General features: G+C 60.2%; 16 protein-coding genes. 3 read left to right on the forward strand and 13 right to left on the reverse strand.

Going from position 1 to position 18238, the window contains the following annotated elements; all coding sequences use genetic code 11:
• Positions 1–555: 555 nt before the first annotated feature.
• From AC1DVE_RS25555 to AC1DVE_RS25605, 11 genes are all read right to left on the reverse strand, one after another.
• Entirely contained in the window at positions 556–681 is a 126-nt protein-coding gene (locus AC1DVE_RS25555) for a hypothetical protein (protein ID WP_477784314.1), read from the reverse strand.
• 61 nt (positions 682–742) lie between these two features.
• Positions 743–2698 (reverse strand): acetoacetate--CoA ligase, encoded by a 1956-nt coding sequence (locus tag AC1DVE_RS25560; RefSeq protein WP_223459502.1) that lies wholly within the window; start codon positions 2696–2698, stop codon positions 743–745.
• Positions 2699–2823: 125 nt separating this feature from the next.
• Positions 2824–3597, reverse strand: a complete 774-nt coding sequence (gene hbdH / locus AC1DVE_RS25565; RefSeq protein ID WP_223459504.1) for a 3-hydroxybutyrate dehydrogenase — start codon at positions 3595–3597, stop codon at positions 2824–2826.
• A 7-nt stretch (positions 3598–3604) separates the two neighbouring features.
• Positions 3605–4996 (reverse strand): GntP family permease, encoded by a 1392-nt coding sequence (locus tag AC1DVE_RS25570; protein ID WP_223459506.1) that lies wholly within the window; start codon positions 4994–4996, stop codon positions 3605–3607.
• A gap of 293 nt (positions 4997–5289) precedes the next feature.
• A complete protein-coding gene (locus AC1DVE_RS25575; RefSeq protein ID WP_223533790.1) occupies positions 5290–6696 on the reverse strand; it encodes a sigma-54 interaction domain-containing protein in 1407 nt (468 codons plus the stop codon).
• A 140-nt stretch (positions 6697–6836) separates the two neighbouring features.
• A complete protein-coding gene (locus AC1DVE_RS25580) occupies positions 6837–8414 on the reverse strand; it encodes an ABC transporter ATP-binding protein (RefSeq protein ID WP_223453509.1) in 1578 nt (525 codons plus the stop codon).
• Between the two features lie 14 nt (positions 8415–8428).
• Positions 8429–9451 (reverse strand): ABC transporter permease, encoded by a 1023-nt coding sequence (locus tag AC1DVE_RS25585; protein ID WP_223537451.1) that lies wholly within the window; start codon positions 9449–9451, stop codon positions 8429–8431.
• The gene (locus AC1DVE_RS25590) at positions 9451–10512 is read right to left on the reverse strand and encodes a microcin C ABC transporter permease YejB (RefSeq protein ID WP_223461731.1); all 1062 of its coding nucleotides are present in this window, start codon (positions 10510–10512) and stop codon (positions 9451–9453) included. Before AC1DVE_RS25590 ends, AC1DVE_RS25585 begins: the two co-directional genes overlap by 1 nt.
• A complete protein-coding gene (locus AC1DVE_RS25595; RefSeq protein WP_223461733.1) occupies positions 10512–12380 on the reverse strand; it encodes an extracellular solute-binding protein in 1869 nt (622 codons plus the stop codon). Before AC1DVE_RS25595 ends, AC1DVE_RS25590 begins: the two co-directional genes overlap by 1 nt.
• A gap of 135 nt (positions 12381–12515) precedes the next feature.
• Positions 12516–12797, reverse strand: coding sequence for a peptidylprolyl isomerase (locus AC1DVE_RS25600; protein ID WP_008051985.1), 282 nt, complete (start codon positions 12795–12797; stop codon positions 12516–12518).
• Positions 12798–12904: 107 nt separating this feature from the next.
• Complete coding sequence (locus AC1DVE_RS25605; protein ID WP_223461734.1) at positions 12905–13786, reverse strand: esterase/lipase family protein; 882 nt, start codon at positions 13784–13786, stop codon at positions 12905–12907.
• A gap of 338 nt (positions 13787–14124) precedes the next feature.
• Between AC1DVE_RS25605 and AC1DVE_RS25610 the strand changes: the two genes are divergently transcribed.
• Entirely contained in the window at positions 14125–15189 is a 1065-nt protein-coding gene (locus AC1DVE_RS25610; RefSeq protein ID WP_223461736.1) for a hypothetical protein, read from the forward strand.
• A gap of 57 nt (positions 15190–15246) precedes the next feature.
• Here the strand turns inward: AC1DVE_RS25610 and AC1DVE_RS25615 are convergent, their stop codons facing one another.
• Both AC1DVE_RS25615 and AC1DVE_RS25620 read right to left on the reverse strand, forming a co-directional pair.
• The gene (locus AC1DVE_RS25615; RefSeq protein WP_223531847.1) at positions 15247–16326 is read right to left on the reverse strand and encodes a 3-deoxy-7-phosphoheptulonate synthase; all 1080 of its coding nucleotides are present in this window, start codon (positions 16324–16326) and stop codon (positions 15247–15249) included.
• Positions 16327–16663: 337 nt separating this feature from the next.
• Positions 16664–16792: a hypothetical protein gene (locus AC1DVE_RS25620; RefSeq protein ID WP_259674428.1), complete on the reverse strand. Its 129-nt coding sequence runs from the start codon at positions 16790–16792 to the stop codon at positions 16664–16666.
• Between the two features lie 162 nt (positions 16793–16954).
• On the opposite strand from AC1DVE_RS25620, the gene AC1DVE_RS25625 reads away from it, so the two are divergent.
• Positions 16955–17713 carry a carbon-nitrogen hydrolase family protein gene (locus AC1DVE_RS25625; protein ID WP_223537454.1) on the forward strand — a complete coding sequence of 253 codons (759 nt, stop codon included), beginning with the start codon at positions 16955–16957 and terminating at the stop codon, positions 17711–17713.
• Positions 17713–18186: a GNAT family N-acetyltransferase gene (locus AC1DVE_RS25630; RefSeq protein WP_223461743.1), complete on the forward strand. Its 474-nt coding sequence runs from the start codon at positions 17713–17715 to the stop codon at positions 18184–18186. The genes AC1DVE_RS25625 and AC1DVE_RS25630 overlap by 1 nt, the downstream gene beginning before the upstream one ends.
• Positions 18187–18238: the final 52 nt, after the last annotated feature.

The following is an 18238-nucleotide window of genomic DNA, read 5'->3' on the forward strand; positions in this document are numbered from 1 at the left end:
GTGGAGGTTCTGCGCAGTGGGCAACCCGGCATGGATGCCGGGTTAGCCGCCCCCGGCCATGGATGGCCGATGGCGGCGGGCCCACGGAGCAGGACCGGAGCGAGGGCATGCCGAGCCTAGGCGAGGCACCGAATGTAAGGGGCAAAGCGCTTTGGTTACTTTCGCGCTTTTCGAAAGTGACCCGCCGTAAGGGCGGAACCAATAGCGGCCGTTACCGCAGCAACGGATATGTACACCAAACACCAAAACCGCAATCACCCCACCTGATACCCAACCATTCAGAACAACCCCCCATCCCCCCCGGTTAACAAATCATAACGTGCCGTCGAATGTCAGCCCTTCAAAAACACCGATAGGATAAGCCAGCTTCCGAAGGGGCTTTGGATTGCGGGTTTCAGGACTATGCTCTGAAACAGCCGGTCCAGACACGCACCCTTGCGGCGCCCAGAAAGGTTGAACGACCTAACAATAATAATGGGGGAAGGTCTATGAGTGAGCCTGCCATGGGTGTGGGTATCTGCCGCCCGCCGGCATTACGCAAATTCGCGTTGCTGGCTACAGCGCTCTCGCTGTTGGGCTCTGCCATTCTGTCGACACCCTGGCCGCGCTCAACGGGCTGCTTGCCCAGTCGATTCGGGCGATCAAGGCCTGGGCATCGCTGGCGGTTGGTGTTGCGTTCATCTGGGAGTCCTGCGCCTGAGTCGATTTAGCAGGCGTCTATTCTTGCACAGGTAACCCTTTTTCAATCCAGGAGTTCGGGCCTGTTTCGGTACTGTTCCAGCGCTTCGGGATTGGCCAGTGCATCAGTGTTCTTCACCTTCTGCCCATGCACCACATTGCGCACTGCCAACTCGACGACTTTGCCGCTGATGGTCCGGGGGATGTCCGTCACTGCGACAATTTTCGCCGGCACATGACGCGGCGTGGTGTTGGCGCGAATCGTCTCGCGGATCTGCTGTTGCAGTGTCTCGTCCAGTTCGAGCCCGTCGCGCAAGCGTACGAACAGCACCACCCGCACGTCATCTTGCCACTGCTGACCGATGGCCACGCTGTCGAGTACCTGGGGGATTTTTTCCACCTGACGATAGATTTCCGCCGTGCCGATGCGTACGCCGCCGGGATTGAGCACGGCATCGGAGCGACCGTGGATCATCATCCCGCCATGGGGCAGTTGTTCGGCGTAATCACCTTGGGCCCAGACGCCGGGGAATAGGCTGAAATAGGATTCGCGCAGTTTTTCGCCATCGGGATCGTTCCACAGGCCAATGGGCATCGCCGGGAAATGTCGGGTGCAGACCAGCTCGCCTTTTTTACCGATCACTGGGTGGCCGGCGTCGTTCCACACTTCGACGGCCATGCCCAGGCTCTTGCCCATGATTTCGCCACGCCTGACCTGCGACATCGGGTTGCCGTTGACGAAGCACGAGACGATGTCGGTACCGCCGGACATCGAGGCCAGGCACACGTCAGCCTTGAAGTCGCGATAGACGTAGTCGTAACTCTGCGGCGACAGTGCCGAGCCGGTGCAGAGCAACGTCTTGAGGCTGCCCAGGTCATGACTTTCACGCGGCTTGATACCACTGCTTTCCAGGGTCGCGAGGTATTTGGGGCTGGTGCCGAAGACGCTGATGCGTTCGTCGTCGATCAGGTCGATCAGGCGTTGCGGCTCGGGCTGGAACGGTGAGCCGTCGTACAGCACCACGGAGCTGCCTGTCGCCAGCGCGGACACCAGCCAGTTCCACATCATCCAGCCGCAGGTGGTGTAGTAGAACAGCCGTTCACCGGGGCCGAGATCGCCATGCAGGCCGTGTTCCTTGACATGTTGCAGCAACACGCCGCCGGTGCTGTGGATGATGCATTTGGGCACGCCGGTGGTGCCGCTGGAATAGAGGATGTACAGCGGATGGGCGAAGGGCACAGGGACGAAATCCGGCTCGCCTCCGGGCGTGTAGAAGTCGTCCCACAGCGTCACGTTGGCCTGGGTGCGGAATTCTTCTATGTGCGCCTGTGGCCGGGCGTAAGGCACGATGATCAACTGCTGCAATGACGGCAGGCGTTCGAGGATTTCGTTGACCTTGGCGGTCTGGTCGATCTCTTTGCCGGCATAGCGGTAGCCGGCACAGGTCACCAGCACTTTCGGTTCGATCTGGCCGAAACGGTCAACCACCCCTTGGGTGCCGAAGTCCGGTGAGGAGCAGGACCAGATTGCGCCAAGGCTGGTGGTGGCGAGCATGGCCACCAGGGTTTGCCAGGTGTTGGGCATGCAGGCGGCGACCCGGTCACCCACACCGACGCCAGCAGCGATCAAGCCATTCTGAAAACCGGCGACCTGTTCGGCCAGTTCGGCCCAGGTCAAATGTTCACGCTGACCGTTTTCGCCGACGGCTATCACGGCGATCGCATCATCGCGACGCTGTAGCAGATGTTCGGCAAAGTTCAGCGTTGCGCCGGGGAACCACTGGGCGCTGGGCATCTGCGGGCCTTCGAGCAGCACGGCGTCGGGTTGCTCGTGGAAGCGGATGTCGAAGAAATCGACAATGGCCTGCCAGAATTCCGGGCGTTGATCGATGGACCACTGGTGCAGGGCCGGGTAGTCGTCGATCTTGAGGTGGTGTCGCTGATTGATGAAGCGCCGAAAGGCCTCCATGCGGGTCTTGCCAAGGCGTTTGGCGTCGGGTTGCCAGAGGATGTCGGACATGGTTTGCCTCTTTTTGTTGGCGAGTGCTGCGCACTCGATCGCGAGCTGGCTCGCTCCCACAGACACCACAGAGCCTGTGGGAGCGAGCCTGCTCGCGATGAACGATAACGCGGTCTAGCAGATGATCACTGCGCCAACCACCCACCATCAACATTCCACGCCGCGCCCCGCACCTGGCTGCCAGCATCGCTGCACAAAAACAGCACCAGTTCACCCAGTTGCGGCGGTGTCACGAACTCCAGCGATGGCTGCTTCTCAGCGAGCAGATCATGTTGCGCCTGCTGCGGGTCAACCCCACGGGCGGCACGATCATCAATCTGCTTCTGCACCAGCGGCGTCAATACCCAGCCTGGGCAAATCGCGTTGCAGGTGACCTGGGTGGTCGCGGTTTCCAGCGCGACCACTTTGGTCAAGCCGATCACCCCGTGCTTGGCGGCGACATAGGCTGACTTGCCCACCGAACCGACCAGTCCATGCACCGAGGCAATGTTGATCACCCGGCCCCAACCCTTGGCGCGCATTCCCGGCAGGCTCAAACGGGTGCTGTGGAACACCGACGACAGGTTGATCGCAATTATCGAATCCCAGCGCTCCACCGGGAACTCGTCCACCGGCGCCACATGCTGGATGCCGGCGTTGTTGACCAGAATATCGACGCCGCCAAATTCATGCTCGGCGTAGTCAATCATGTCGGCAATCTGCGCAGGGTCGCTGACATCGGCCGGATGGTGGCCGACCTTGCCGCCAAATTGTTCTACTTCGGCAATCACCTTGGACGCATCGCCGAAGCCGTTGAGGACTAGGTTGGCCCCGGCCCTGGCCAGGCTGAGGGCGATCCCCAGACCGATGCCGCTGGTGGAACCGGTGACCAGTGCGGTCTTGCCCGAAAGAGTCGTCATGAATACCTCACACAATGCCAGTGGCGTAGAAGGTGCCGATCACCACGAAAACCGCCAGGGTCTTGATCAGCGTAATACAGAAAATGTCTTTGTAAGCCTCGCGGTGGGTCAGGCCGGTGACCGCCAGCAGGGTAATCACCGCGCCGTTGTGCGGCAGGGTGTCCATGCCACCGCTGGCCATCGCGGCGACCCGGTGCAGCACTTCCAGCGGAATGTTCGCCGCATGGGCGGCGCTGATGAACTGCTCGGACATCGCCGCCAGCGCGATGCTCATGCCGCCCGAGGCGGAGCCGGTGATGCCGGCCAGCAGGGTCACGGTAATCGCTTCGTTGACCAGTGGGTTGGGAATGCTCTTGAGCCAGTCGGCCAGTACCAGGAAACCTGGCAGGGACGCGATCACCGCGCCGAAACCGTATTCCGAGGCCGTGTTCATTGCCGCCAGCAAGGCACCGCTGACCGCACTTTTACTGCCTTCGGCAAGCTTGCGGCTGATCGCCTTGTAGCCGAACACCAGCACCATGAGGATGCCGACCAGCAAGGCTGCCTGTACGGCCCAGATCGCCGTAAGCTTGGCGATTTCCGTGGTCACCGGCGCAGCCATGCCCGGCAGCGCCAGACTGTGGGTCTTGCCGTACACCTGCGGAATCCACTGGGTGAACAAAAGGTTCATGATGCCCACCGCCAGCAGTGGCGACAGCGCCAGCCACGGGTTGGGCAGCTTGAGGTCGGCGGCGGTTTCCGGCTCATTGCGCAGGTCCGAACCATAGCCTTCACCGGAGCGCTGGGCCTTGCTGCGCTGGCGCTGGAGAAACAGCATGCCGGCGCAGAACACGAAGATCGTGCCGATCACACCCAGCCACGGCGCCGCCCAGGCGGTGGTGTTGAAGAAGGTGCTGGGGATGATGTTCTGGATTTGTGGCGTGCCGGGCAGGGCGTCCATGGTGAACGAGAAGGCGCCCAGGGCAATGGTCGCCGGGATCAGCCGCTTGGGGATGTTGCTCTGGCGGAACATTTCAGCGGCAAACGGATAGACCGCGAACACCACCACAAACAACGATACGCCGCCGTAGGTCAGCAGGGCGCAGACCAGCACGATCACCAGCATTGCCTGGCGGGTGCCGAGCAGGCGAATCGCCGCCGCGACGATGGAGCGCGAGAAACCGGACAGTTCGATCAGCTTGCCGAACACCGCGCCGAGCAGGAACACCGGGAAATACAGTTTGATGAAGCCGACCATTTTTTCCATGAACACCCCGGTGAAAGCAGGGGCGACGGCAGACGGGTCAGTCAGCAGGACAGCGCCGAGGGCGGCAATCGGGGCAAAAAGGATAACGCTGTAGCCACGGTAGGCAGCCAGCATCAGCAGCGCGAGAGCTGCCAAGGCAATGATCACACTCATGGTGTGTCTCCTGGGTTGTTATTTTTGTTGGGTGAAACCTGGTAGGAGGGGCGTATAGCGAGTTTTGTGCCATTTTATTAAGTTGTTGAAATATAAGGATATATTTGGCTTTTGTGGGCTGGATTCGAATGCTTTGTCTCTAATCGGAGACTTCTCGCGATAGTGCTGGCCTCATCGCGAGCAGGCTCGCACACAGTAGACCGTGTTCTCCCGAACTACTCCGTCTCCCTGTGGGAGCGAGCCTGCTCGCGATGGCCTGTCTAACAATGGAGATGCATGTCTCTTTATGGAGACTAGGCAATCCCCAGCGCCACCATCTTCTTGTACAACGTCGACCGCCCAAGACCCAATCGTGCTGCTGCTTCAATCACCTTGCCCTCGCATTGCGCGAGGGTCGTTTCGATCAGCTGCCGGTCAAATCGCTCCCGCGCCGCACTGAACGTCTCATGGGCAATCGGTTCAATGGCCAGGGGCGCCACGCGTTCCACCGGCGTGAACGTACCAATAGCCGCGCGGATATCCGCTGTAGTCAGGTGCAAGTCATCACTGAGCAACGCGGCCCGCTCCAGCACATTGCGCAGCTCCCGGATGTTCCCCGGCCAGGCGTGTTGGCCCAACAGTTCCAGGGCTTCATGGTGCAGTTCATGCTGGCTGCGCAGTTCCTCAAGAATCGCTTCACTGAGCGCCGGCACGTCATCCAGGCGGTCGCGCAGGGGCGGAACCTGGATCGGCAGCACATTGAGCCGGTAATACAAGTCGGCGCGAAATTCGCCACGCTTGATGGCTGCTTCCAGGTCCGTAGAGGTCGCGGCGATCACCCGCACATCACTCTGGATCACTTCGTTGGAGCCCACCGGCTCGAATTCCTTTTCCTGCAACACCCGTAGCAGTTTGCTTTGCAGGGGCAGCGGCATGTCGCCGATTTCGTCGAGGAACAGCGTGCCGCCCTGGGCGATCTGCAATTTTCCAGCGCGGCCCTTGCGGTCGGCTCCGGTAAACGCGCCGGGGGCGGTGCCGAAGAATTCGGCCTCTAGCAGCGATTCGGGAATCGCCGCGCTGTTGATGCTGACAAACGCCTTGTGCGCGCGGGGCGAGGCATTGTGGATCGCCTGGGCCAGCAATTCCTTGCCGGTGCCGGTTTCGCCGAGCAGCAATACCGGCGATTCGGTGCTCGCACTGCGCCGGGCACGGCGTTTGACTTCCAGGCTGGCGGCGCTGGTGCCGATGAAGTGGGCGAAGTTGTATTTGGTCTGCCGCGCGCGCAGCAGCGAGCGGGTGGAGGCCAGTTCTTCCTGCATGCTCATGTAGCGCTTGAGCATCGGCGACAGGCTGCGCAATTCGTCGAACAGGGCGAAACCGATGGCGCCGATCACCATGCCGGCATCGTCGTGAATCGGCAGGCGCATGACCACCAGCGGCTCTTTGGGGGTGTCTTGCATATCCAGCAAAATCGGCCGGCCGGTGCGCACCACCTCACGCAGCAGGCTGCCGGGGATCACGCTTTCGCAGGGCTTGCCGATCGCGCCTTGCGCCGATTGGAGGCCAAAGCGCCGGGCATAGCGTTCATTCATCCAGACGATGTTGGCATCGCGGTCGACAATCACCGTGCCTTCACTCGATTGCTCGATGATTTCGAACAACGAACGGATCGCCAGCAAGCGAACGCGCTGGTAGTCCTTGAGGCTTTCGGTGGTGTTCATGGGGGCTGATCCTGATTATGTTTTGCCTGTGCCGGCCTCTTCGCGAGCAGGCTCGCTCCCACAGGGGATTTGTGTACGACACAGATCAACTGTGGGAGCGAGCCTGCTCGCGAAGGCCGCGATGCGGTCTGACGGCCAGATTATGCCTGCCCCAACATCGCCGCCGCCAACAGCTCCTTGGTGTACGGATGCTGCGGTGAGTCAAACACCTCATGGCTGGCGCCGCGTTCCACCACTTTGCCGTCCTTGATCACGATCATGTCGTGGGCCAGGGCGCGCACCACTGCCAGGTCATGGCTGATGAACAGATAGGTCAGTCCGTATTTTTCCTGAAGCTGGCGGAGCAGGGCGACCACTTGTTTCTGCACCGTGCGGTCCAGCGCCGAGGTCGGTTCGTCGAGCAGGATCAACGCCGGCTTCAGCACCAGCGCACGGGCGATGGCGATGCGCTGACGCTGGCCACCGGAGAACTCATGGGGATAGCGATGGCGACTTCGGGGGTCAAGGCCGACTTCGCTCAGTGCCCGGATCACTTCGGCGTTGCATTCTTCAGTGCTCAACTGGCTGTGCACTTCCAGGCCTTCGCTGATGATCTGCGCGACCGACATTCGCGGGCTGAGGCTGCCGAAGGGGTCCTGGAACACCACCTGCATCTTCTTGCGCCACGGTCGTAGCTGTTTTTGCGTCAGGCCGTCCAGCGCCTGGCCTTGAAAGCGAATACCGCCTTCGGAGTCGAGCAAGCGCAGGATTGCCTGACCAAGGGTAGACTTGCCGGAACCGGATTCGCCGACGATGCCCAGGGTCTTGCCGCGTTGAATGTTCAGGCTGATGCCATCGACGGCCCGCAGCCAGGTCTTGCGCTGAAACAGGCCGCCACCGACGGGAAACCGCACCTGCAGGTTGTCCACCTCCAGTACGTTTTCGCGCTCGTCCCGGGGCAAGGCTTCGCCCTCGGGTTCGGCGTGCAGCAATACGCAGCTGTAAGGGTGCTTCGGTTCGGTGAACAGGACTTCGCAAGGCGCCTGCTCGACAATTTCCCCGGCCTTCATCACGCACACGCGCTGGGCGATACTGCGCACCAGATTGAGGTCATGGCTGATCAGCAGCAGCGACATGCCCAGCCGCTGTTGCAGGGACTTGAGCAGCAGCAGGATCTTGCGCTGCACCGTCACATCCAGCGCGGTGGTCGGTTCGTCGGCAATCAGCAGTTCCGGTTCGCACGCCAGGGCCATGGCGATCATTACCCGCTGGCGCTGCCCGCCGGACAATTGATGGGGATAGGCCTTGAGGCGTTCCTCGGGTTTCTGGATGCCTACCAGGTGCAGCAATTCGAGAATTCGCACTTGCGCCGCTTTGCCCGCCAGGCCTTTGTGCACCAGCAAGGTTTCACCGATCTGTTTTTCGATGCTGTGCAGCGGGTTGAGGGAGGTCATCGGCTCCTGGAAGATCATCGCGATGCGATTGCCGCGCAGTTGTCGCAACTTGCCGGCATCGGCGCCCACCAGTTCCTGGCCGCGATAGCGGATGCTGCCCGTCGTCTCGGTATCGGTATGCGGCAGCAGTTGCAGGATCGAGTGGGCCGTCACCGACTTGCCCGAGCCCGATTCGCCCACCAACGCCAGGCATTCGCCAGGGCGGATGTCCAGGCACAGATTGCGCACCACGGTCTGGCCGCTGAAGGCCACGCTGAGGTCACGGATTTCGATCAGGTTGGTCATCTCTACATTCCGAATCAAGAGCGCGGATCAAAAGCGTCGCGCAGCGCTTCGCCAATGAACACCAGTAAAGAAAGAATCAGCGCCAGGGTAAAGAACGCCGTCAGCCCCAACCACGGCGCTTGCAGGTTCTGCTTGCCCTGGCCGATCAGTTCGCCCAGGGAAGCGCTGCCCGCAGGCATGCCGAAGCCGAGGAAGTCCAGCGCCGTCAGGGTGGAAATCGCCCCGGTGAGAATGAACGGCAAGTAGCTCAAGGTCGCGTTCATGGCGTTGGGCAGAATGTGCCGCACGATGACCTTGCGGTCGGTCAGGCCCAGCGCGCGCGCGGCCTTGACGTATTCCAGGTTGCGCCCGCGCAGGAACTCGGCCCGCACCACGTCCACCAGAGCCAGCCATGAAAACAGCGCCATGATCCCCAGCAGCCACCAGAAATTCGGCTCGACGAAGCCCGACAGGATGATCAGCAGGTACAGCACCGGCAACCCGGACCACACCTCCAGCAGACGCTGGCCGAGCAAATCCACCCAGCCGCCGTAATAGCCTTGCAGGGCTCCGGCCGCGATGCCGATCAGGGCGCTGACAAAGGTCAGCATCAAGGCAAACAGGATCGATACCCGGGCACCGAAGATCACTCGGGCCAGGACGTCCCGTGCCTGGTCGTCGGTGCCCAGCCAGTTGACGCTGGTGGGCGGGCTGGGGGCGGGTGTGTTCAGGTCGTAGTTGGGTGTGTCGTCACTGAACGGAATCGGCGGAAACAGCAACCAGCCGCCATCCTTCTTGATCAGTTGCTGCACGTAGTCGCTGCGGTAGTCGGCCTGGAACGGCAGTTGCCCGCCGAACGCCTGTTCGGTGTGGCGTTTGAAGACCGGGAAGTACCACTGGCCCTGATAGCTGACCATCAGCGGTTTGTCGTTGGCGATCAGTTCTCCGCCAAGGGTCATTGCGAACAGGCCGACAAACAGCCAGAGCGACCACCAGCCCCGACGGTTTTTCTTGAAACGCTCGAAGCGGCGACGGGCCAGCGGTGAAAGCTTGAGCATCAGGCGTTCCTCGCGGCGAAGTCGATACGCGGGTCGACCAGGGTGTAGCAGAGGTCGCCGACCAGTTTTATCAGAAGGCCAAACAGGGTGAAGATGAACAGCGAGCCGAACACCACCGGATAGTCCCGGGATACCGCCGCTTCGTAGCTCATGCGGCCCAGGCCGTCGAGGGAGAAGATCACCTCGATCAGCAGCGAGCCGGCAAAAAATACGCTGATGAATGCCTGGGGAATGCCCGACACCACCAGCAGCATGGCGTTGCGGAACACGTGCCCATACAGCACCCGTCGTTCACTCAAGCCCTTGGCCCGGGCAGTGACCACGTACTGGCGGGTGATTTCATTGAGGAACGAGTTCTTGGTCAGGATGGTCAGCGTGGCGAAGCCACCGATCACCAGGGAGGTCACCGGCAACACCAGATGCCAGAAGTAGTCGGCAACCTTGCCAAGGGTCGACAGCGATTCGAAGTTGTCCGAGACCAACCCGCGAACCGGAAACCAGTTCAGCGAAGTGCCACCGGCAAAGACCACGATCAGGAACATCGCAAACAGGAACGCCGGCATGGCATAGCCGATGATGATCGCGGTACTGCTCCAGATGTCGAAATGGCTGCCATGGTGCACGGCCTTGCGGATGCCCAGGGGAATCGACACCAGGTAGGTGATCAGCGTCGCCCAGAGCCCGAGGGAAATGGTCACGGGCATTTTTTCGAGGATCAGGTCGGTGACGGTGGCGCCGCGGAAGAAACTCTTGCCGAAGTCCAGGCGCGCGTAGCTGGTGAGCATCAGCCAGAGGCGTTCGTGTGCCGGTTTGTCGAAGCCGTATTGTTTTTCAATGTCCTTGATCAGCTGCGGATCAAGCCCGCGACTGGCCCGGGACTTGCCGCTCATGGCTTCGCCGGAACCACCGCCAACCGCGGCGCCGCCAATGCCTTGCAGGTGCGCGATGGCCTGTTCGACCGGCCCGCCTGGCGCCACCTGGACGATGACAAAGTTGACCAGGAGAATGATCACCAGCGTCGGAATGATCAGCAGCAGGCGCCGCAATATGTAAGCCCACATCAGTGCGGCCCTCCGGGTTTGCCACGGCTGATACGCTCGGCCGTCATCTGTTGGTTGGTCAATGGCGTGGTGCTCATCTCCCACCAGCTCTCGATGGCTTCGTCATTGCTCGCTTGTACGTTCGGGATGCCAAAGCGGTTCCACCACACCGTCGAGGTGCCCGGCGGGTAATAGTTGGGAATCCAGTAGTAATTCCATTGCAGCACCCGGTCCAGGGCATGGGCGTAGTGCAGCATGTCAGCTTGGGTATTGGCGCGGATCAGCCCGGTGATCAGGGTGTCCACGGCCGGGTTCTTCAACACCATGTAGTTGTTGGAGCCAGGATCGGTGGCCGCCGCTGAACCAAAATAGTTAAGCAGTTCGTTTCCCGGAGAAGTGGTAACCGGGTAGCCGGTGACGATCATGTCGTAGTCGCGGCTCATCAGGCGATTGACGTATTGGGACGAGTCGATGCGGCGGATGTTCAGGTCGATGCCAATCTGTTTCAAGGTGCGTTTATAGGGCAGCAGCAGGCGGTCCATGCCGTTCTGACTGACCAGGAAGGTGAAACTCAGCGGCTCGCCGTCGGCATTGACCAGTTGGTCGCCATCGGGTTTCCAGCCGGCCTGTTCGAGCAAGTCCAGGGCTTGCAGCTGCTTGTCGCGAATCACGCCGCTGCCATCGGTCTTCGGCGCTTCGAACACCTGGGTGAAGACTTCGTCGGGAACCTGCCCGCGCAGCGGTTCGAGAATCGCCAGCTCACCGGCATCCGGCAGTTGCCGGGCCGCGAGATCGGTATTGGAAAAAAAGCTCTGCTGGCGGATGTACATGTCACGCATCATCTGCCGGTTGCTCCACTCGAAGTCCCACAACATCACCAGCGCCTGGCGCACGCGACGGTCCTGGAACATGGGCTTTTGCAGATTGAACACAAAACCCTGGGCCGGCTGCGGTGCCTCTGTGGCGAGGTGAGCCTTTTGCAGGCGACCGTCGCTCAGGGCCGGGCTGTCGTAGCCGATGGAATAGCCGGTGGCGGAAAATTCGCGGTTGTAGTCAAAGGCGCCGCCGCGCAGGACCTGGCGCGCCACGTCGGTATCGCCGAAGTACTCGATGCTGAAATGATCGAAGTTGTACAGGCCACGGCTGACCGGCAGATCCTTGCCCCACCAATCGGGATTGCGCTCGAAGGTGATGCTGCGTCCGGAATCGATCTTGCTGACTTTATAGGGACCGCTGCCCAGCGGCGCTTCATAGCCGCCGCCACCGGCGAAATCGCGGCTCTTCCACCAGTGTTCGGGAAACACCGGCAAGGTCGCGATATCCAGGGGCAGGGTGCGATTTTCGTTGTTCTTGAAATCAAAGCGTACGGTCAGTGGCGATTCCACTTCGACGCTTTTGACGTCGGCGAACTGGGTACGGTAACGCAGGCTGCCCTGGGTCATCAGCAGGTCGAAGGTGTAACGCACGTCTTCGGCGGTAATCGGTTTGCCATCGGCAAAACGCGCCTTGGGGTTGAGGTAAAAGCGCAGGGACAGGCCGTCCTCGGAGCGCTCCATCTTCTCTGCCACCAGACCGTACACGGTGTAAGGCTCGTCCAGCGAGCGTTGGGCCAGTGGTGAATAGAGCAAACCGTCGATCTGTGTGACGCCGATGCCTTTGTCGATGTAAGGCAAAACATGGTCGAACTGACCGATTTCGATCGCCGAGCGCCGCATCGTGCCGCCTTTGGGGGCCTGCGGGTTGGTGTAGGCGAAATGACTGAAGCCGGCAGGGTATTTCGCCGGTTCGCCGTACACGGTCATTGCCGGTTGCGGTGCCGCATTCACACCCGCGGCACCCATCAGCAGGGCCACGGCAGTGAACAACAAGGTAGGGAAAGCCAGTCGCATTGTCAGCCTTGGAGCCGGGTGGTCGTTAACGACAATTTGTACGCTAGCGGCGCGTCCCTCGCCAGCCGTATTACGCATCGCAAACACAACGGCCCACCAAAAGGCGGGCCGTTGCGTGAATAGCTCAAGCGTCGATCAGTCCTGACGGCTGGTCACTTCCAGCAGGTGGAAACCGAACTGGGTCTTGACCGGGCCCTGGACCACGTTGAGCGGTGCGCTGAAGACCACGGTGTCAAATTCCTTGACCATCTGGCCCGGACCAAACGAACCCAGGTCACCGCCCTGGCGGCTGGAAGGGCAGGTGGAGTTTGCCTTGGCAACTTCGGCGAAATCGGCGCCAGCCTCGATTTGGGCCTTGAGTTCGTTGCACTTGGCTTCGGAGGCAACAAGGATGTGACGGGCAGTGGCTTTAGCCATGGGAAAATACTCCTTTCAATACTCGATAAAGTGCTGAGCCTACCGGATTCAGTGAGCTATTTCTCCTCAAAGTTCCGTTCCACGCGGGATCCACGGCAGGTAGTACCTCAAAGGCCGGCGTCTCTCAAACGCTCGGCATGCTGAACATACAGCTCAATCGGATCGACGCCTGTGCGCAACTGACCGGTCGGTTGGCCAATGGTATCCAGATGATCCAGCGCATAGTCGGAACGGATAACCGTGCCCAGATGGGAGCTGAAGCGACCGACCAACCCGTCGTTCTGCTCGCTTTCCGTGACGAAATAACCGGAAAGGGCTCGGCAGAAGGCGTTGAGCGGATCGAACGCATTGAGCCTGGCCTCGAGAACATTCAACGGCAGCACGCCGCTCCACGAGTAGTAACGAACACCGTTGACCCGTTCACGCCCCTTGCCACCCCAGGTGGTGGGCAGCCCTTGCGGGTATTTGTCGTTGAATGCGCCTACGCCTTCGGTGGTCAGTGCATTGAGCGCCACAATGGCGTTCTTCGGTTGGTACTGATTGTCGCTTAATGTCGCGAGGAAGTCGGCGAACAGGGTCACCACCGTCTCGGCCACCTGTTCCGGCAGGCAGCCTGGTATCAATGCCTTGCGCAGGAAATCGGCGAGTTCCGAGCCATGGTTCGGCCCGCTGACGGAGGTCACCGACGCCACACTGTGCGGCGCAATCGCTGCGGCATAACGTGCGGTCAGTGCGCCCTGGCTATGGCCTATGAGGTTGACTTTGCGTGCACCGGTTCCTTCCAGTACCCGCTCGATCTGCGAGAGCAATTGGCCACCGCGTGCTTCGTTGTCGTGGGTGGCCGACAGGTGGGGAACGAACACCCTTGCTCCGGCGTTCCTCAGCGCCTGCCTGATGTCGTGAAAGAGCTCGAACTTGCCGATTCTATCGAAGCCGAAAAGGCCATGGACCAGCAGTATTGGGTAACAAGTGCTTGCATTCCTTTGCATGTTCATACCTTTGCACAGTAATTCGTTGGGACTGCATGGCACTTCACTCTAAAACACTCGAGGTTGGCGCGGTGTATGAAAAGTCCGCCGATGCTTGCGGATAACGGAATAGAACAGGTGCGAATACTCAAGAGTGGCTGAGGCCTTAATCGGAACAGATTGAGGACTTTTCACGGCAATCAGCTTGCTGCTGAACAAAGACCTACTTCGTGTGTATCGATTTTCCGCGCGAGCCGGAGTAAGTGGCCGACATCACGGCTGTTTGCCGTGAGATTAAATAGGCGTCATCCAAAGCCGGCCACCCGTTCGGTGTTTATTCCAAGGACTGGAGCGAATGAATGACTGTTTATGAACCCGATACCTTGAATCTCGCGCAGCAACCATTACCACCTCCCATACTTGAGCAGGCGCAAAACAGCGTTCTGAGTCCCTCTGACAAAAAAGCCGTCATCAGGGTCCAGCCTTATCCAGACATGACCTGCGGCGACAAATTGCTGTTGAATTGGGCGGGTCTGGATGCCGATGGCCTCGCCTGCAATCATCAGGTGGCGCGTTTTGTCAGTGAGGATCGGGTCGGCGAGGAGATAATCTTTGCCGTGGGTAGCGCACACATCGCGGCGCTTGACGGTGGTTCACTCGAAATCAGTTACTCACTCACGAGCACCCGCTTTGCCGAGCCCGTGCATTCCCATCGATTGCAGCTGAGTGTCGGTGATGTGCAATCCGACCTGTTGCCTGCGACGGTGAACGATGCGGTGGGTAGAACGCTTGATCCGGATCGGGTGAAAGAAGGGGCGATCGTTACGATCAAACCCTATGCGCGAATGGCGGCGGGCGACTGGGTGTTGCTGACCTGGGCGGGCGTTTCGGTCGAAGGAAGTTTCAGTGATGCACTCAAGGTCGAGTCCTTTTCTGTGGGGGGCGAACTGTCGTTTTGGGTCAGCCCGGAGTGCATTGCGCCCAATCTGGGTTCCTCCATTTCCGTCGATTATTGCGTCAAGCAAGCAGGACATGGTCCTCGTTACTCTGAACTAACGACACTGATGATTGGCAGCATGGAGCGGGGACCATTGCCAGCACCCACTGTGTTGGAAGCCGACGAAGGTTGGGTGGATCTGCATGATGCGCAGGATGGCGTGACCGTCGTCATCGAAAACGCCAGGGCTGAAAAAGGGGATCTGGTTTGCCTGGAATGCGACGGGGAGAAATTCAATCACCATGACGACCGCGAAGTAACCGGAGACACCGCCGGCGAGCCATTGGTATTCATCGTTCCCTATCGCTTCTGGAGGGAACATCGAGATTCTGCGATCCGTGTTTCCTATTCAGTCGAGCGCCGTGACGGCACACTCCAGCAATCCGGGGTGACGCCGGTTCAGGTGCAGTCCCTGATGGGGCATTGATTGCCATTTGCCCTCCAGTCTCCGCATGAAGGCCGGAGGGCGGACGGATGCTGCTGATTATTGGGCGTTGTTTGACGCGCGCAACCGATCTGCCGCTTCAAGCAGCAGCTGTTCTGTCCCGGCCCAGCCGAGGCAACCATCGGTCACTGACACACCGTATTGCAATGACGAGCTCAACGGCTGGCAGCCTTCGAACAAATGGCTCTCGATCATCATGCCGATCAGCGAACGATCACCTTGCAGGCGTTGTTCAAGTACATCCTTGAACACGGCTGGCTGGCGCAACGGGTCTTTGCCGCTATTGGCGTGACTGCAATCGACCATGATTCGAGCCGGAATTTTGAGCCTGGTCAGGTCGCTGTTTACCTGGGCGACGCTGGCGCTGTCGTAGTTCGGCCCGCGATGGCCGCCGCGCAATACCAGGTGGGTGTCCGCATTGCCCGGGGTTTGAATGATCGCCGGATGTCCTTGGCTATCGACACCGAAATGGCGATGGGGATGGGCGGCGGAACGCATGGCGTCGCTGGCGACACCGACACCGCCGTCAGTTCCGTTCTTGAAACCGACCGGCATCCCCAGGCCGCTGGCCATTTCCCGATGGATCTGCGACTCCGTGGTCCGGGCGCCAATCGCTACCCAGCTCAACAGATCGTCGAAGTAGCCGGCTGCCATTGGTTGCAACAGTTCAGTGGCAACAGGAAGACCCAGACGGAGCATTTCGCACATCAGCTCGCGGGACAGTGTCAGGCCGGCGGCCATATCATCGCTGCCATCCAGGTGCGGGTCGTAGGCCAGGCCTTTCCAGCCAACCGTGGTACGGGGTTTTTCGACGTAGGCGCGCATCACCAGCAGCATTTCGTCGCTGACTTCGGCGGCGAGGCGGGCAAGGTTGCCAGCGTATTCGAGGGCTGATTTCGGATCGTGTATCGAGCATGGGCCGACGATGATCAGCAGACGGGAATCTTCACCGTTGAGGATCGCGCGAACCGCCTGGCGGTGGGCGGTGACTTGCCGGGACAGGGCGTTGCTGAGGGGCAATTGCTGTTTGAGTTGCAATGAGCTGGGCAGACGCAGGGTCAGCGCTTCATTGGCAGGGCTCAAAGTGGACAGCGGCAGTGCAGAGACGGACGAGTTCATATTCAAGGCTTCCTGGGCTGGTGGCGGGTTCGTGCCCGCGCGCTCGGCCCTACTGGGGTGTTCGACAATTGGCCAAATTGGCTGCGTGTGTGTGCTTGCCACCTGTGGGTGACCGATCGGAGGCGGCAGGCTGTCCCGAGCGGAGGGTGGTAAATCGCCAGGCGGTAAAACTGTCGTAACGGTAATAAGTGGCGTAGTTCATGTTCTGAATCCTCTGAATGTCTGGTGTGTCGCTAAAAGTGTTGGGGCTGAAAAAACAAAACCCCCGGTCGGGAGGCCGACCGGGGGTTGAGAATTCTCTGGTGGCGACCCGTTTAAAGTGGGCGCCGTGTGGGTATCAGGCGCGCCAGTGGCTAAACCAATACCCAAAATAAAAGCTGACCGGAGCACAACCGTCGTTCACCCGGGCAGCCGCAACCGAGCGCAGGGCACTGGCGGTACGAAGCTGTAAGAGGGTGTTGAACATGGTCTGTCTCCGATGGATGGGTCGAGCTTACTAGAGGCCGGTACGCAGATTCAATCAGAAAATGCTATCGGCCAACGACCACGCGTTCTATCGCTTGAGCGCCCTGAAGGTTGTGACACACTCTGCCCCTCAACAAAAAACACATCGTCACAAGGACGCATCATGACGGCACTGACTATCGCCGCCGCTCAATCGATCTCCATCGCCGGAGATCTCGCCGGCAATATCGCCAGACATCAACGTTTCATGCAGGTGGCTGCGGAGCAGGGCGTGCAATTGCTGGTGTTCCCTGAATTGTCGCTGACCGGCTATGAACGGGGGCTTGCGGCGCAATTGGCTATTGCGCCGGACGCGGCCGTACTGCAGCCGCTGCGTGATTTTGCCAAGGAAGTCGGGGTGACGGCCGTCGTCGGCATGCCGATTCGGCTGACGGACACATCGCCCGTGCTGATTGGCGCGCTGACTTTGGGTGCCGATGGTTCTCTCGCGGTCTACAGCAAACAGCATCTGCATCCGGGGGAGGAAGAGGCGTTTGCGCTGGGAGCGGGGGGCGAGCCGCTGACAATCGGCGCCGACACGATTGCGTTGGCCGTGTGCGCGGATTTCAACCATGCCGATCATGCGGCTATGGCCGCACTGACAGGCGCAGGCATATATGCCGCTGGTGTGCTGATCACAGCAAAAGGCTACGACCCGGATACCGCGTTATTGCAGGGTTTTGCCGCTGGCCATTCAATGGTGGTGTTGATGGCCAACCATGGCGGTGCAACGGGTGGCTGGGAGTCGGCAGGACGTAGCGCGGTGTGGGCGCCGGACGGTTCGCTGATTGCGGCCGCCTCCGGTACTGGCAACATGATGGTGGTTGCCAGGCGTAATCCCGCGGGCTGGACCGGGGATGTGTTGGCGGTGGAGCTGGAATGATGGAGCGCCAATGGCGTCCGGCAACACCTGATGACCTGGGATTCGCCCGCGAACTGACCTGTAAGGGCATGTTGCGTTACTACATTCAGCATGACCTGTTGTGGCAGGACGAAGCCTTTGACGTGGCCTGGGCCGGGCGAGACAACCGCTTGATTGCATGGGGCGACAAAGTCCTGGGTTATGTCAGCCTGAGCCGTGATGCCAGAGCCTTGTATATCCGCGAATTGCATATCGTCGAAGCGTTTCGTGGGCAGGGCACTGGGTCCTGGGCGATCGATCAGGCACTGGCTCTGGCGCGCCAGGAGCGGCGCCCGGCGTTGCGCCTGACGGTTTTCGAAAACAACCCGGCGCGAGCGTTGTACGAGCGCAAGGGATTGAGGGTGGTGGGCAAGGACGAATGTTTCTTGAGGATGCAACTGGATATCCCTGACCGGCATTGCTGCAACACGCTTGCGACAAGCCTTTCAAGATGAATTGAAACTTTTAATCTGACGCTTTCCGCTAGGTCTGCCAGATGCTTTTTGC

The sequence above is a fragment of the Pseudomonas sp. P4_B4 genome (genome assembly GCF_056402255.1).

What these genes read in the sequence shown, in the direction of transcription:
- AC1DVE_RS25560 (WP_223459502.1), bottom strand. Translation starts at nt 2,698, where the DNA reads ATGTCCGACATCCTCTGGCAACCCGACGCCAAACGCCTTGGCAAGACC.
- AC1DVE_RS25610 (WP_223461736.1), top strand. Translation starts at nt 14,125, where the DNA reads ATGACTGTTTATGAACCCGATACCTTGAATCTCGCGCAGCAACCATTA.
- AC1DVE_RS25585 (WP_223537451.1), bottom strand. Translation starts at nt 9,451, where the DNA reads ATGCTCAAGCTTTCACCGCTGGCCCGTCGCCGCTTCGAGCGTTTCAAG.
- AC1DVE_RS25580 (WP_223453509.1), bottom strand. Translation starts at nt 8,414, where the DNA reads ATGACCAACCTGATCGAAATCCGTGACCTCAGCGTGGCCTTCAGCGGC.
- AC1DVE_RS25625 (WP_223537454.1), top strand. Translation starts at nt 16,955, where the DNA reads ATGACGGCACTGACTATCGCCGCCGCTCAATCGATCTCCATCGCCGGA.
- AC1DVE_RS25590 (WP_223461731.1), bottom strand. Translation starts at nt 10,512, where the DNA reads ATGTGGGCTTACATATTGCGGCGCCTGCTGCTGATCATTCCGACGCTG.
- AC1DVE_RS25620 (WP_259674428.1), bottom strand. Translation starts at nt 16,792, where the DNA reads ATGTTCAACACCCTCTTACAGCTTCGTACCGCCAGTGCCCTGCGCTCG.
- AC1DVE_RS25555 (WP_477784314.1), bottom strand. Translation starts at nt 681, where the DNA reads ATGAACGCAACACCAACCGCCAGCGATGCCCAGGCCTTGATCGCCCGA.
- AC1DVE_RS25630 (WP_223461743.1), top strand. Translation starts at nt 17,713, where the DNA reads ATGGAGCGCCAATGGCGTCCGGCAACACCTGATGACCTGGGATTCGCC.
- AC1DVE_RS25575 (WP_223533790.1), bottom strand. Translation starts at nt 6,696, where the DNA reads ATGAACACCACCGAAAGCCTCAAGGACTACCAGCGCGTTCGCTTGCTG.
- AC1DVE_RS25605 (WP_223461734.1), bottom strand. Translation starts at nt 13,786, where the DNA reads ATGCAAAGGAATGCAAGCACTTGTTACCCAATACTGCTGGTCCATGGC.
- AC1DVE_RS25600 (WP_008051985.1), bottom strand. Translation starts at nt 12,797, where the DNA reads ATGGCTAAAGCCACTGCCCGTCACATCCTTGTTGCCTCCGAAGCCAAG.
- AC1DVE_RS25570 (WP_223459506.1), bottom strand. Translation starts at nt 4,996, where the DNA reads ATGAGTGTGATCATTGCCTTGGCAGCTCTCGCGCTGCTGATGCTGGCT.
- hbdH (WP_223459504.1), bottom strand. Translation starts at nt 3,597, where the DNA reads ATGACGACTCTTTCGGGCAAGACCGCACTGGTCACCGGTTCCACCAGC.
- AC1DVE_RS25615 (WP_223531847.1), bottom strand. Translation starts at nt 16,326, where the DNA reads ATGAACTCGTCCGTCTCTGCACTGCCGCTGTCCACTTTGAGCCCTGCC.
- AC1DVE_RS25595 (WP_223461733.1), bottom strand. Translation starts at nt 12,380, where the DNA reads ATGCGACTGGCTTTCCCTACCTTGTTGTTCACTGCCGTGGCCCTGCTG.